Source organism: Paenibacillus konkukensis (assembly GCF_023523925.1).
Lineage (GTDB): Bacteria > Bacillota > Bacilli > Paenibacillales > NBRC-103111 > Paenibacillus_S > Paenibacillus_S doosanensis.
This window is the reverse complement of record NZ_CP027059.1, coordinates 4106222-4119232: the sequence shown is the minus strand read 5'-3', so window position 1 is coordinate 4119232 and position 13011 is coordinate 4106222. Positions and strand designations below refer to the sequence as shown.

The window sequence follows — 13011 nt, the reverse complement described above, 5'->3', positions numbered from 1 at the left end:
CAGGAGCAGGGCAGAGGGATTTTCTTGGTTTTATGCGGTGGTTTTTTTTGCTATGATAAAATAAGATAGATAAATACACTTACGTTGGGAGTTCGGGTATGGACTGGGAACCGCTCAGACAACAGCTGGAACAGATTTTTGAAGGACCCGTAAGACTATCGAGGTGGACCTTTGAGCAGTGGCTGCGTGAAGCCGATACGGAGGCCAAGGGCAAGGGCGCGCCGCCCAAAAGCTTGCAGTACGAGGGGCAGATCGTGTTTCTCGTTCACAAGGAGCAGCAGGATGCGCTTGTTCTGTCTATCGATGCCGCCAGATTGAATCAGGCGGAGCGCAAGCTCGTAGAGATGATGCTGGATACTAGACGCGCCCAGGATAAGAAAGCGGTGCCGGCCGCCAGCGAGGAAGAACGAAAGGCCGGTATGGTAAGGGATTGGTTCAAGCAGCAGCAGGATCTCGGGCTAACCAATGCGGAAATGCCGGATGCGCTGGTAGCGCAGCTGTCGCTCTATTCGACGAAAATCCCGATTTTGCTGTACGGGGATTATTCGCAATCCAGGAGAGTCAGCTACCAGGAATTAAAGAAGCTGCTGGAATCGTTCTTTGACGCGGAGATGATCTTAATTCCGTTAATGGACAAGGAGTGGCTCATCCTGGGTTCCGAGAAAATGCTGTCCATGGATACGACGGATGAACGCGAGTACGGCGAGGAGGACACGCTGGAGGATACGCTGGCCGCCGTCGGCTACGGACTTCACGAAATGCTGGAGAACGAGTGGGTCGGGGAATGCCATCTGGCGATCCATTATCCGATGACTCCCGCCAAATCGTTATATGCGACCGTGCTTCAGCTGAGGGAAACGATGATGCTGGGAAGAACCTATCATATGGGAAGTAATATGCATCTTCCGTGGATGCTGCAGCTGGAGAAGCTGATTCATCTGATTCCCGAAGCGGAGAAAGCGGGTTTTCTCGAACGCGTGCTGAAGAGGCTGGATTCGGCGCTGGATGCGGAGACGATGACGACGCTGGAGCAGTTTTTCCAATTGGACTGCAACGTCAGCGAAACGGCCAAGAAACTGTACATCCACCGCAATACGCTGTTGTACCGGCTTGACAAGTTCAAGCAGGAGACGGGATTGGATGTTCGGACCTTCAATGACGCGGTGCTTGTGAAGATTGCATTACTATTGTACAAAGTAACGAAAAGAAAGTGATTTTTTTGTGAAGATTGTGCATAGTCACAAAACCGTTCCTACGGTAAGATAACAGTATAACTTGATACTAAATCCGTAGGGGGAATAAAACCATGGCAGGTGTACGTTTAAACCACATCGTTAAAAGATACGCAGGTGCTGAAGAAGCGACGGTGAAAGATTTTCATCTTGAAATCAAAGATAAAGAGTTTTTGGTTCTTGTCGGCGCATCCGGTTGCGGTAAGTCCACAACTCTTCGTATGATTGCAGGTTTGGAAGAAATCACTGAAGGCGAACTTTACATTGGCGACCGTTTGGTAAACGACGTTGCACCTAAAGACCGCGACATCGCGATGGTTTTCCAATCTTACGCTTTGTATCCGCACATGAACGTGTATCAAAACATGGCTTTCGGTTTGAAGCTTCGTAAGTTCAAAAAAGCCGACATCGACGCTCGCGTACGCGAAGCTGCGAAAATTCTCGACATCGAGCATTTGCTGGATCGTAAGCCAAAAGCACTTTCCGGTGGTCAGCGTCAGCGCGTTGCCTTGGGCCGCGCGATCGTCCGCGAACCTCAAGTATTCTTGATGGACGAACCTTTGTCCAACTTGGACGCCAAATTGCGCGTACAAATGCGCGCCGAAATCAGCAAACTGCACAAACGTCTTGAAACGACAATCATCTACGTAACGCATGACCAAACAGAAGCGATGACGATGGGCGACCGTATCGTCGTTATGGATAAAGGGATTATTCAACAAGCGGCTACGCCGGAAGAGATCTACAACTTCCCTACGAACATGTTCGTTGCGGGCTTCATCGGCTCCCCGTCCATGAACTTCGTTACCGGCTCCTTGGCTGAGCAAGGCGGCGGCTTGTACTTCAAAACAAGCGGAGTGAACGTGGAAGTGCCTGAAGGCAAAGCTAAAATTCTTCGCGAAAAAGGCTATGTAGGCAAAGAAATCGTTATGGGCGTTCGTCCTGAGGATTTCCACGAAGAGCCTGTATTCTTGGAAGCATCGCCTAACTCCATCGTGAATTCTCACGTTGAGGTTGCCGAGAACTTGGGTCACGAAATGTTCTTGTACCTGAACGGCATCGGCAAAAACAGCATAGTCGCTCGCGTAGACGGACGCGCAGGCTTCAAAGAAGGTACGAACGTAAAATTGGCGATCGACATGAATAAAGTTCACTTCTTCGATCAACAAACGACATTGTCGATTCTTATTAACAGCTAATTGCAAATAATGAAGGCCAGTCGTCTCGACTGGCCTTTTTTGGTTGTTTAGGAAATGATGCGCAGCAATTTCCTGTGGATATCCGGGGGCTCCCCGCAAAGTACTGAAGTATATTCAAAATCAAGGCCCCACTTAGTGGGGCTATTTTGTATTCCTGACTAGGTAAGATGAAGCAAGTGAATGAGCATAAGGCCGAGTCCGGACAATAAAACCGATCCGATGAGTCCCGCGGCGAACGACTTCATGCCGAGCTTGCGGAACGTAACCAAATCGACATTCAAACCGAGACCGGCCATAGCCATAGCAATAAGCAGATAGGCGATAATGACGATATTGCTTGCTGCCGCCGCGGGGATGATGCCGAACGAATTGATTCCGCTAACGATAAGGAAGCCGAAGATAAACCAGGGAATCGGTATCGATTTCCAGGAAGCTTTGCCTCCTCCTTGTTCCTTCCGTTCCGAACGGTTCGCCCAAATCCCGATCAGGATGGCGACAGGAACCAGCAGCGCGACTCTGGTCAGCTTGACGATTACGGCCATGTCTACGGCGTCGTTGCCGCCGGGAGCGGCCGCCGCAATCACATGAGCGATTTCATGGAGGGTCGCCCCCGAGAAAATGCCGTAGCCCAAAGCGGATAAGCCCATGACAGGGTACAGGAACGTATACAGCAGCGTAAATAAGGTTCCTAATATAGCTACCATGGCGGCGCCGATAGCGGTCTCGTCGTCCTTGGCCTTAATCTGCGGCGCTATGGCCACAACGGCGGCAGCCCCGCAAATCGCCGTGCCACAGGCGGTCAGGATGCTCAGCCTTTTTTCGACTTTGAACAGCCGCGCCAGGCCGTAGACGACGGACAGCGTAAAGGCGATAACGAGCGCCGCTATGAGGAACACTTTGGGGCCCGCATGGACGATGTCCATCAGATTCAGCCGCATGCCGAGCAAAATAATGCCCAGGCGAAGCAGCTTTTTGCTGGAGAAATTGGTTCCCGCGATCACCTGGCTAGGCACGCCTAGGGCGGCGCGCCATACGATTCCGATCAATATAGCGATGACGAGCTGTCCCATAATGCTGAGAAACGGGAAGCCGGATAAAAATTTGGCCGCTAAAGAAATGAGCAGGGTGAGACCGATTCCGAGCGCGAAGCCTAAGTTTTGCTTGCTTTTATTGGGCAGAGATATAGCTTGTGATTGACTCATGCTTGCATCCGCTCCTTGTCGTGCAGTTTGGATATATCGAATCAAAGAAACATGCATGCTCTTTACGCCTCTTACTATAAGATGCTCCATAAAAAAAGGGAAATACCGATATGCTATTCGTACTATTGGGATTTGTTATGATTGGAGCCGCCGCCCGGCGGGATTGTTCAACCGCGGGTAAACGGATACAATGGGTTACAAGGGATGGAAGTATGGAGGATGTCCAAAATGATGGTCGATACGATGAAAATTTTTGTAACGGTAGTGGAGCAAAGCAACTTTTCCCGAGCGGCCGAGCTGCTTAATCTGTCTCAGCCAGGGGTCAGTTTGCACATTCGCAACTTGGAAAATGAATTCGGCGTTAAACTCATTCACCGCTCGCCCAAGCATGTGAAGATGACGGAAGCGGGCGCTATTTTATATAAACATGCAAAACAAATGCTGGCGCTCTACGATACGGCCAGGGAGGAAATCCATTTACTGCGGGACGAAGTGACCGGCGCGATCAAAGTCGGCGCAAGCTTTACGATCGGCGAATATATTCTGCCTCATCTGCTGTCAGAATTCGCCTCCCAATATCCGCAGATCGATATAGAAGTCACTATAGCCAATACGGAAGAGATCGTTCAGGCCGTAAGGGCCAACGAGCTCGATATCGGTTTGGTGGAGGGAAAAGTGGATTATGCGGAAATCCAGGTGCCGCCCCCTTTTATGGAGGATGAAATGGTGCTGGTAGCCCATCCGGGGCATTCGCTGTGCTCACGCAAGACGGTGGAGCCGGAGGTTCTGCAGGATCTGGTCTGGGTATTCCGCGAAAGCGGATCGGGCACCAGAGCCTTCAGCGACCATTTTATTGCGGAAATCGGCGTAACAGTCAAACGCTCCTATGTGTTTAACAGCAATCAAGGAGTGAAAGAGGCCGCCGCCGCAGGTCTCGGTGTTGCCATGCTGTCGAAGCTGGTTGTGCGCAAAGAGCTTGAAGCGGGAGAGTTGTGCGGGATTCAGGTCAAGGGGACCAAAAACAAGCGGAGCTTTATTATGCTTCAGGACCGGAAAACGGCCTCGGAGACGATGGCGGTCAAAATGTTTATTCAAAAGGTGAGGCAATTTCGTCTGTAGCTGCACAAATTAGGCAAATCCCCGGGACAAATCCTAATGGTTGGTTGATTTATCCGGTTATTTTTTATACGATGGGTTTATTGGGAAAACGAAGGAGACGGAGCAGAGATGGCTAGAAAAGTGAAAGTATCTGACTTGGTTCAAGAGTTCCACCTGGAAGTGATTTGCGGCGACGCCGGTCTCAAGCGGCCTATTACGGTAGCGGATTTATACCGCCCCGGACTCGCAATGGCAGGCTATTACGAATTCCATCCTACGGAGCGGGTGCAGATTCTCGGGAAAACCGAGCTGACCTTCTTCGACGGTCTCTCGTCGGAAGAGCGGATGGACCGGATGAAACGATTGTGCGCGCCTGAAGATACGCCTTGCATCTTGATCAGCCGGGGATTGGATGTTCCGATCGAGCTGCTGGCCGCGGCCAACGATTACAACATACCGGTGCTGCGTACTAAAACGTCAACGACCATCCTGGCTAGCCGCATCACAGGTTTTCTGGAAAACAAGCTGGCTCCGTCTACTACGATTCACGGCGTTCTGGTCGACGTCTACGGCATCGGGATGCTGATTACCGGCAGCAGCGGCATCGGGAAGAGCGAAACGGCGCTGGAGCTCGTCAAGCGGGGCCATCGCCTGATCGCCGACGACGCGGTCGAGATTCGTCAGACGGCCGACCATATATTGAACGGGAACGCGCCGGAATTGATCCGTCACCTGCTGGAAATCCGCGGCGTCGGCATCATCAACGTGATGACCTTGTTCGGTGCGGGAGCCGTGCGCAATGTGAAGAAAATATCGGTAGTCATCCGCCTGGAAACCTGGCAGCAGGACAAGCAGTACGACCGGCTGGGGCTCGATGAGGAAACGACGCAAATTATCGATACCGCGGTGCCGCTGGTCACGATTCCCGTCCGTCCCGGACGAAACCTTGCGGTTATTATCGAGGTGGCGGCGATGAATTTCAGGCTGAAGCGGATGGGCTACAATGCCGCGCTGCAGTTTACGAACAAGCTGACCGAATCGTTGTCCGAAGAAATGGACGATATGGAATAATAGAGTGCCCGGCACTCCATTCAAAGGAGGAGCAACATGTTTCTGGCTATTAACCCAATCGCATTTGCCATTGGGCCCCTGCAGGTGCATTGGTACGGCATTATCCTCGGAACGGCGGCGTTGGTAGGTTTGATGCTGGCGATCCGGGAAGGAAAACGATTCGGCATGAACCCCGATTTTTTCATGGATTTGGTTTTGCTTGGGGTTCCTTCGGCCATTGTCGGAGCGCGAATCTATTATGTTGCGTTCAAATGGGAAGATTATAAAGACAATTTGTCCGAAATTATTAAAGTATGGCATGGCGGCATCGCCATTTACGGAGCGTTGATCGGCGCGATTATCGCAGCTTTGATCTATGTTCGGCGCAAAGGCTATTCGTTCTGGAGAATCGCGGATATATGCGCGCCGGGACTCATCGTCGGACAAGCGATCGGGCGCTGGGGCAATTTCATGAACCAGGAAGCGCACGGCGGACCGGTTAGCGAATCGTTTCTGCGCAGCTCGCTGCATTTGCCGGACTTTATCGTAAACCAGATGTATATCGACGGACAGTACTACCATCCGACGTTCTTATATGAATCTTTGTGGAACGTAGTAGGTCTCTTATTGCTGTTCTGGCTGCGCCGCAGACCGTTCTTGAGAGCGGGCGAACTGTTCATGAGCTATTTCATCTGGTATTCGATCGGCCGCTTCTTTGTCGAGGGGCTAAGAACCGACAGCTTGGACTTTACCGGTCCGCAGTGGCTGGCCTCCTTGATGAACGGGCTGTGGTCCCCTATGAGATGGATGGGCTTCGAATCGGGCTTTATGACCTACGGAGGCAATGTAAGAATATCGCAGCTGCTGGCGGTTCTCATCGTCATCGCCGCCTTTATTCTGATGGCGGTCCGGAGAAAAACGGGCGCCGCCTCCGTCAAGTATGCCGATGCAATCGAGCCTGTAGGCGGCAGTGCGGGCGAGAGCCGTTCCGGACGCGAAGAGGCGGTCCAAGCGGAGCCGGCTGCACCGGCTGCGGAGAAAACGGCGGAAGGATCGCCGCCTTCGGAGCAGGAGCAGGAGGGAGACAAGGATAAGTCGGGCAAAATCGGCGAGCCGGGCAGTCTGCAATAACTTTCAGCATGAGAAAAAGGAGCTAGAGCGATGATTCATACGATTTTGTTTGATTTGGATGGAACGATTGTCGATACGAACGAGCTGATTATCCAGTCGTTTCTCCATACGTTCGAAGGGGTGACGAAGGAGCCGGTAACCCGCGATCATATTATCCCGAACATGGGCAGACCGCTGGTAGAACAAATGCGCTTTTTCTCCGGCAGAGACGCGGTCGACGATCTGGTGCAAAAATACCGCAAATACAATATCGAGAACCACGACCGGCTCGTTAAGGAGTTTCCGCATGTCAAGGAAACGTTGGGCGTGCTTCACAAAGCGGGCATCAAGCTGGGAGTTGTCACCAGCAAAGTCGGGGTGACGACGGAAATGGGCCTTAAGCTTACCGGAATGTACGATTATTTCAGCGCGATTGTGACGGTGGACGATGTGGAACGTCCCAAGCCCGATCCGGAAGGCATCCGTAAAGCGCTCAGGGCGCTCGGTTCCGATCCTGCGGGCGCGCTGATGGTAGGAGACAGCCATTACGATATCGAGGCGGCCCATAACGCGGGGATTCCGTCGGCGGGCGTAGCTTGGTCGATGAAAGGCGTCGAATACTTACGCAACTATCGTCCGACATATATTATCGACGATATCAGGGAGCTGCTCCCTATCGCAGGAGCCGAGGGGAATTCGATTGAGACGAACCGATAGATTTCCGGTCGAAGGACCGAATTCATTGTGGCAAATGTACCGCACGGTCAGCTTCTGGAAGGCGGTTCGCAATTTTGCATTTATTCAACTGACGCGGTATGCACCCTTTTTGTCTTTTAAGCGCTGGATTTACCGTCATGTGCTCGGGATGAAGGTAGGGGAGCATGCCTCCTTTGCGTTAATGGTTATGGTCGATGTCTTTTTCCCGGAAAAAATCGAAGTCGGCGACAACTGCATCATCGGATACAATTCGACGATATTGACGCATGAATATTTGATTAAGGAATACCGGATCGGAGCGGTGCGCATCGGCTCGAACGTGATGATAGGCGCCAATACGACCGTATTGCCGGGCGTGACGATAGGGGATCATGCCGTTATCGGAGCGGGCTCGGTCGTCCATAAGGATGTCGCGCCCTACAGCTTCGTGGCGGGCAATCCGCTGCGGGTCATCCGCGCGGACGTAAGGATTCCGGTTGACGAGGCCGAGGAAGCACTGGAACGCGGGTAATTAGGAGAGAACGAAGAAAGCGGGGAAACGGCGGTGCAATTTAGGCCTTGTATCGATCTTCATCAAGGGAAGGTCAAGCAGATCGTAGGGGAGACGCTGAATACGGGAAACCTGGGCGTCGTTGAAAATTTCGTGTCGGAGCATGATTCATCCCATTATGCAGCGATGTTTCGGCGGGACGGGCTGCGCGGCGGCCATGTCATTATGCTGGGCGGGGGCAATGAAGAAGCGGCCGTCCGCGCGTTAAGCGCGTATGAGGGAGGACTTCAGATCGGCGGCGGCATTACGGCGGATAACGCGGATTTCTATTTGGAGCAGGGAGCATCCCACGTGATAGTCACTTCGTATATATTCCGGGACGGCGAGCTGAATATCGACAATTTAAACCGGATGGTTGACAAAGTCGGCAAAGAACGTCTGGTTATCGATCTGAGCTGCAAGGAAAAAGACGGCAAATGGTTCGTCGTGACGAATCAATGGAAAACGTTCAGCAGTTTTGAAGTCAGCCCGGACAATATCCGTTATCTGGAACGGTTTTGCGATGAGTTTCTGGTCCATGCGGTCGATGTGGAAGGGAAGCAGTCGGGCATCCAGGAAAGTCTGGTGCGCCATCTGTCTCAGCATGTTTCCATTCCTACGACTTATGCGGGAGGGGCCCGCTCGATGGACGATCTGGCGTTGTTCCGCGACTTGTGCGGCGGCAGGCTGGATATTACGATCGGAAGCGCCCTCGATATTTTCGGCGGCAAGCTGCCGTACCGCGATGTTGTGGCTTATTGCGGCGGGCTTCAAGAGTAAGCGATCGAGCTGCCGAACCCGCTTAACGGTTTGGGCTTGATCGGGGGCCGTATAAAAAGCGTTCTTATACGGTCGCCGGCGCTGCCGGCGTCAGCCAGGCATAAGCTGCCGCCTTGTTCGGGGGCGGTAAAAGCTGCTGCTGAGCGCAGGCAAACCTCCATGAAAGGACGTTGTCCGATGGTTTTCTCATTGACGAAAGACGAGGTTAGATGGTAAACTTACGATTACACTCTTTATTTTGGTAGTATGGTAGCATATTAGCGAACTAAAGCGAATACGATGAAATTATTATTGTTTATATAGGCGGGTGAGGATCGGTGTCGAAACCGAAAGTATTTGAAAAGCCGACCGGAGTCAAGGATTATTTGCCTGAAGCGGCGGCCAAGCTGCGGGCGATCGAGACGAAGGTGCTGCAGTGCATGGAAGGCTGGGGTTACCGTGAAATTATAACCCCGACCCTGGAATTTTACGATACGGTAGGGGTGGCGAGTTCTACGGAGGACCGCAAGCTGTTCAAGCTGCTGGATCGCAACGGCACGACGCTGGTCATGCGGTCGGACGTTACGGCACCGATCGCCAGGGTTGTATCTTCGCTGCTTAAGGAACAGCCATTCCCTATTCGGCTCTCCTATCGCGCTAACGTTTTCCGCGCTTTTGAAGCGGAAGCGGGGCGGGATGCGGAGTTTTTCCAGACCGGTCTGGAGCTTGTCGGAGACGCATCGTCCGAATCGGATGCGGAGGTTATCGCGCTGGCCATCGCCAGCTTGCAGGCGGCGGGGGTGGAAAAGTTCAAGATCGCTCTGGGCCACGTCGGCTTCCTGACCGGACTGTTCAATGAAACGCTGCAGGAGCGCGCCGAAGCGCAGCAGGCGCTAAAAGAATGCTTGCTGAACCGCGATCATGTAGGTTACCGGGATACGATCAAATCGCTCGGTCTCTCCGAAGAGGTCGAGCGGGAGCTGAGCGGCATCTTGCGGCTGCGCGGCGGACAAGAAATTTGCGCCCAGGCGCGGGAGGTGGCCCGCGATCCGCTGGCGCAGCAGTCGATTGCGCATCTGTGCGAAGTATGGGATGTGCTGGAAGCTTACGGCGTCAGCGAGCATGTGCTGATCGATCTGACGATGATCGGCGATTTCTCTTATTATACAGGGATGACCTTCGAAGGCTACGCGGCCGATCTCGGCTTTCCGGTATGCAGCGGAGGACGGTACGACAACCTGCTGACTCAATTCGGGCGTCCGGCTCCGGCAACGGGATTCGCATTGAAGACGAATCGGATTTTGGAGGCGGTCAGCCATCAGCGGGTCGAGCGGCCAGGCGCCGTTCTGATCGTTTATACCGCCGCACGCAGAGGCGAGGCGTTCAAGAAGGCGCAGGCGCTGCGGCTGCAAGGAGACTTCATGGTGGAGACGCGGCTTCTGGCCGGCGAAGCGCAGCGGGTTGAAGCGGCTCGCACGGCGCAGGGCGCGTTTACCGTAAACGGCGCGGCGTACAACGACGTAATCGAGTTTGTGTAAAGGAGCAGGGACATGCAGGATGTATTGAAAGTAGCGATGCCCAAAGGGCGTATATATAAGCAAGCCTCTAAGCTGTTCCGCGAAGCGGGGTTTCCGATTCCGGAGGATATGGACGACTCGCGCAAGCTGATTATCCCGGTCCCGGAGGCCGGGCTGGAGTTCATTATGGCGAAGCCGGTCGATGTGGCGACTTATGTGGAGTACGGCGTAGCGGACATCGGCGTCGTCGGCAAGGACGTGCTGATGGAGGAGAACCGCGACGTCTATGAACTGCTCGATCTCGGTATCGCCCGCTGCCGGATGTCGGTCATCGGCCTGCCGGATTGGCAGCCGGTCTTAAATCCGCGGGTGGCGACCAAATACCCGAATGTCGCGTCGCAGTACTTCCGCGAACAGGGGCAGCAGGTCGAGGTCATCAAGCTGAACGGCTCAATCGAGCTGGCGCCGCTGATCGGGCTGGCCGACCGGATCGTCGACATGGTGGAGACGGGGCAGACTCTGCGTGAAAACGGGCTGGTGGAGCAGGAGCAAATTTTTTCCATTACGAGCCGTCTTATCGCCAACCGCGTCAGCTACCGGATGAAGAACGAATCGATCCAGTCGCTGTGCGACAAGCTGCAGCAGAAGATGGCGTCGGCGGGTAAAGCTTAGGAAGCAGGCAGTGTAACGGAAAGAGGGGGGAAACGTGATGAAGATTATGCCGGCCAGCGAATTTGCGCTGAAGCGGGAGGTCGAATACGGCTCGGAGGAGCAGAACGAGCGGGTCAAAAGCATTATTGAGAGCGTGCGCCGCGAAGGCGATGCGGCGCTGAAGCGCTATGCTCAGCAGTTCGACGGCGTGAGCATCGAGGAGCTGCGAGTGAGCGCGGCGGAGATCGAGGCCGCCTACGCGAAGGTGGACGAGAGCTTCCTCGTAGCGATCCGGGAGGCTGCGGACAACGTTCGCCGCTTCCACGAGAAGCAGAAGCGTTCGTCGTGGATGGATCTGCAGCCCGACGGCAGCATCCTCGGCCAAGTGATCCGGCCGCTCCAGCGGGTCGGATTGTACGTTCCGGGCGGGAAGGCGGCGTACCCGTCGTCCGTGCTGATGAACGCGATTCCGGCTCAAGTGGCCGGAGTGCCGGAGATCGTGATGGTTACGCCGCCGGCTACCGCCGGAGTAGAGGGCATCGACCCGCATATTCTCGTAGCCGCCGCGGAAGCGGGCGTGAGCGAGATTTACCGCGTCGGCGGTGCTCAGGCCGTAGCCGCGCTCGCTTACGGCACGGAATCGATTCCCGCCGCGGACAAGATCGTAGGGCCGGGCAACATCTATGTCGCCTTGGCGAAGCGCTATGTGTTCGGCGCCGTGGACATCGACAGCATCGCCGGCCCGAGCGAAATCGTCGTGCTCGCCGACGAGACGGCGGACGCCTCTTACATCGCGGCCGACCTGCTGTCGCAGGCGGAGCATGACGAGATGGCGTCGGCGATTCTCATCACGCCGTCGCCATCGCTCGCCGAAGCGGTGCAGGCGGAAGTGAGCCGCCAGCTCGCCACGCTGCCGAAGAAAGCGATCGCGGAGCAATCGATCCGCGACTACGGAGCGATTCTCACCGTGGCGAGCCTCGCGGAAGGCATTAATGCGGTCAACCGGCTGGCGCCGGAGCATCTGGAAATTCTCGTGAGCGAGCCGTTCCAATACTTGAGCGCCATTGAGAACGCCGGGGCGATTTTCCTCGGGCCGTACAGCTCGGAGCCGGTGGGCGACTATTTCGCCGGCCCGAACCACGTGCTGCCGACCAACGGGACGGCGCGCTTCTCGTCGCCGCTGAATGTGGACGACTTCATGAAGAAGTCAAGCGTCATTTATTACAGTAAGGAAGCGCTGCTCGCTAACGGAGATAAAATTATTGCGCTGGCTCGGCATGAGGGGCTTGAAGCTCACGCAAGGGCCATTCAAATACGATTGGAGAAAGAAGGGAATACCCGTGGCTGATCAACAACAAGCCGCTCGCCAGGCGAGCATCGCACGCAAAACGAACGAAACCGATATCGAGCTCGCCTTCCAGGTCGACGGCACCGGCATATCGGAACTCGAAACGGACGTGCCGTTCCTGAATCATATGCTGGACCTGTTCACCAAGCACGGCCAATTCGACCTGAAGGTGAAGGCGGTCGGAGATATCGATATCGACGATCATCATACAGTGGAGGATATCGGAATTTGCCTTGGGGCGACCTTGCGCGAAGCGCTCGGAGACAAGAAAGGGATCAAGCGTTACGCGAACGTCTTCATCCCGATGGACGAGGCGCTCGCTCAAGTCGTGATCGATGTCAGCAACCGCCCGCACTTCGAATATCGGGCCCAATACCCTTCCACGCAGGTGGGCAGCTTCTCGACGGAGATGGTGCAAGAGTTCTTGTGGAAGTTTGCGCTTGAAGCCCGCATTACGCTCCACGTCATCGTCCACTACGGGCAAAACACGCATCATATGATCGAGGCGATCTTCAAAGCGCTCGGCCGCGCGCTGGACGAAGCGACGACCATCGATCCGCGCGTGAAAGGCGTGCCGTCGACGAAGGGAGTGCTGTAGC

The 13011-nt window shown here is 54.6% G+C and carries 13 protein-coding genes; 12 read left to right on the top strand and 1 reads right to left on the bottom strand.

The window, feature by feature from the left end; all coding sequences use genetic code 11:
• The first annotated feature begins 98 nt into the window (after positions 1–98).
• Together SK3146_RS17675 and SK3146_RS17670 are read left to right on the top strand one after the other, a co-directional pair.
• Positions 99–1214 carry a PucR family transcriptional regulator gene (locus SK3146_RS17675; protein WP_249860084.1) on the top strand — a complete coding sequence of 372 codons (1116 nt, stop codon included), beginning with the start codon at positions 99–101 and terminating at the stop codon, positions 1212–1214.
• A 92-nt stretch (positions 1215–1306) separates the two neighbouring features.
• On the top strand, positions 1307–2431 hold the full coding sequence (locus SK3146_RS17670; RefSeq protein ID WP_249860083.1) for an ABC transporter ATP-binding protein: 1125 nt from the start codon (positions 1307–1309) through the stop codon (positions 2429–2431).
• A 158-nt stretch (positions 2432–2589) separates the two neighbouring features.
• Here SK3146_RS17670 and SK3146_RS17665 read toward each other — a convergent pair whose 3' ends face one another.
• A complete protein-coding gene (locus SK3146_RS17665) occupies positions 2590–3633 on the bottom strand; it encodes a YeiH family protein (protein WP_249860082.1) in 1044 nt (347 codons plus the stop codon).
• 228 nt (positions 3634–3861) lie between these two features.
• Here SK3146_RS17665 and SK3146_RS17660 point away from each other — a divergent pair, with 228 nt between their 5' ends.
• The 10 genes from SK3146_RS17660 to hisB all read left to right on the top strand — a co-directional run bounded on the left by SK3146_RS17660 (position 3862) and on the right by hisB (position 13010).
• Complete coding sequence (locus tag SK3146_RS17660) at positions 3862–4752, top strand: LysR family transcriptional regulator (protein ID WP_249866342.1); 891 nt, start codon at positions 3862–3864, stop codon at positions 4750–4752.
• A 108-nt stretch (positions 4753–4860) separates the two neighbouring features.
• Positions 4861–5802 carry an HPr(Ser) kinase/phosphatase gene (gene hprK / locus SK3146_RS17655; RefSeq protein WP_249860081.1) on the top strand — a complete coding sequence of 314 codons (942 nt, stop codon included), beginning with the start codon at positions 4861–4863 and terminating at the stop codon, positions 5800–5802.
• A gap of 36 nt (positions 5803–5838) precedes the next feature.
• On the top strand, positions 5839–6912 hold the full coding sequence (gene lgt, locus SK3146_RS17650; RefSeq protein ID WP_249860080.1) for a prolipoprotein diacylglyceryl transferase: 1074 nt from the start codon (positions 5839–5841) through the stop codon (positions 6910–6912).
• A gap of 30 nt (positions 6913–6942) precedes the next feature.
• Positions 6943–7608, top strand: coding sequence for a pyrophosphatase PpaX (gene ppaX, locus SK3146_RS17645; RefSeq protein ID WP_249860079.1), 666 nt, complete (start codon positions 6943–6945; stop codon positions 7606–7608).
• On the top strand, positions 7592–8119 hold the full coding sequence (locus SK3146_RS17640; RefSeq protein ID WP_249860078.1) for an acyltransferase: 528 nt from the start codon (positions 7592–7594) through the stop codon (positions 8117–8119). Before ppaX ends, SK3146_RS17640 begins: the two co-directional genes overlap by 17 nt.
• A gap of 33 nt (positions 8120–8152) precedes the next feature.
• Entirely contained in the window at positions 8153–8917 is a 765-nt protein-coding gene (gene hisA, locus SK3146_RS17635) for a phosphoribosylformimino-5-aminoimidazole carboxamide ribotide isomerase (RefSeq protein ID WP_249860077.1), read from the top strand.
• A gap of 317 nt (positions 8918–9234) precedes the next feature.
• Complete coding sequence (locus SK3146_RS17630; protein WP_249860076.1) at positions 9235–10434, top strand: ATP phosphoribosyltransferase regulatory subunit; 1200 nt, start codon at positions 9235–9237, stop codon at positions 10432–10434.
• Positions 10435–10446: 12 nt separating this feature from the next.
• A complete protein-coding gene (gene hisG, locus SK3146_RS17625) occupies positions 10447–11085 on the top strand; it encodes an ATP phosphoribosyltransferase (RefSeq protein ID WP_249860075.1) in 639 nt (212 codons plus the stop codon).
• A 37-nt stretch (positions 11086–11122) separates the two neighbouring features.
• Entirely contained in the window at positions 11123–12412 is a 1290-nt protein-coding gene (gene hisD, locus SK3146_RS17620) for a histidinol dehydrogenase (protein ID WP_249860074.1), read from the top strand.
• Positions 12405–13010, top strand: coding sequence for an imidazoleglycerol-phosphate dehydratase HisB (gene hisB, locus SK3146_RS17615; RefSeq protein WP_249860073.1), 606 nt, complete (start codon positions 12405–12407; stop codon positions 13008–13010). Before hisD ends, hisB begins: the two co-directional genes overlap by 8 nt.
• Position 13011: the final 1 nt, after the last annotated feature.

What these genes read in the sequence shown, in the direction of transcription:
- hisG (WP_249860075.1), top strand. Translation starts at nt 10,447, where the DNA reads ATGCAGGATGTATTGAAAGTAGCGATGCCCAAAGGGCGTATATATAAG.
- hisD (WP_249860074.1), top strand. Translation starts at nt 11,123, where the DNA reads ATGAAGATTATGCCGGCCAGCGAATTTGCGCTGAAGCGGGAGGTCGAA.
- lgt (WP_249860080.1), top strand. Translation starts at nt 5,839, where the DNA reads ATGTTTCTGGCTATTAACCCAATCGCATTTGCCATTGGGCCCCTGCAG.
- SK3146_RS17660 (WP_249866342.1), top strand. Translation starts at nt 3,862, where the DNA reads ATGATGGTCGATACGATGAAAATTTTTGTAACGGTAGTGGAGCAAAGC.
- ppaX (WP_249860079.1), top strand. Translation starts at nt 6,943, where the DNA reads ATGATTCATACGATTTTGTTTGATTTGGATGGAACGATTGTCGATACG.
- hprK (WP_249860081.1), top strand. Translation starts at nt 4,861, where the DNA reads ATGGCTAGAAAAGTGAAAGTATCTGACTTGGTTCAAGAGTTCCACCTG.
- SK3146_RS17665 (WP_249860082.1), bottom strand. Translation starts at nt 3,633, where the DNA reads ATGAGTCAATCACAAGCTATATCTCTGCCCAATAAAAGCAAGCAAAAC.
- SK3146_RS17670 (WP_249860083.1), top strand. Translation starts at nt 1,307, where the DNA reads ATGGCAGGTGTACGTTTAAACCACATCGTTAAAAGATACGCAGGTGCT.
- SK3146_RS17675 (WP_249860084.1), top strand. Translation starts at nt 99, where the DNA reads ATGGACTGGGAACCGCTCAGACAACAGCTGGAACAGATTTTTGAAGGA.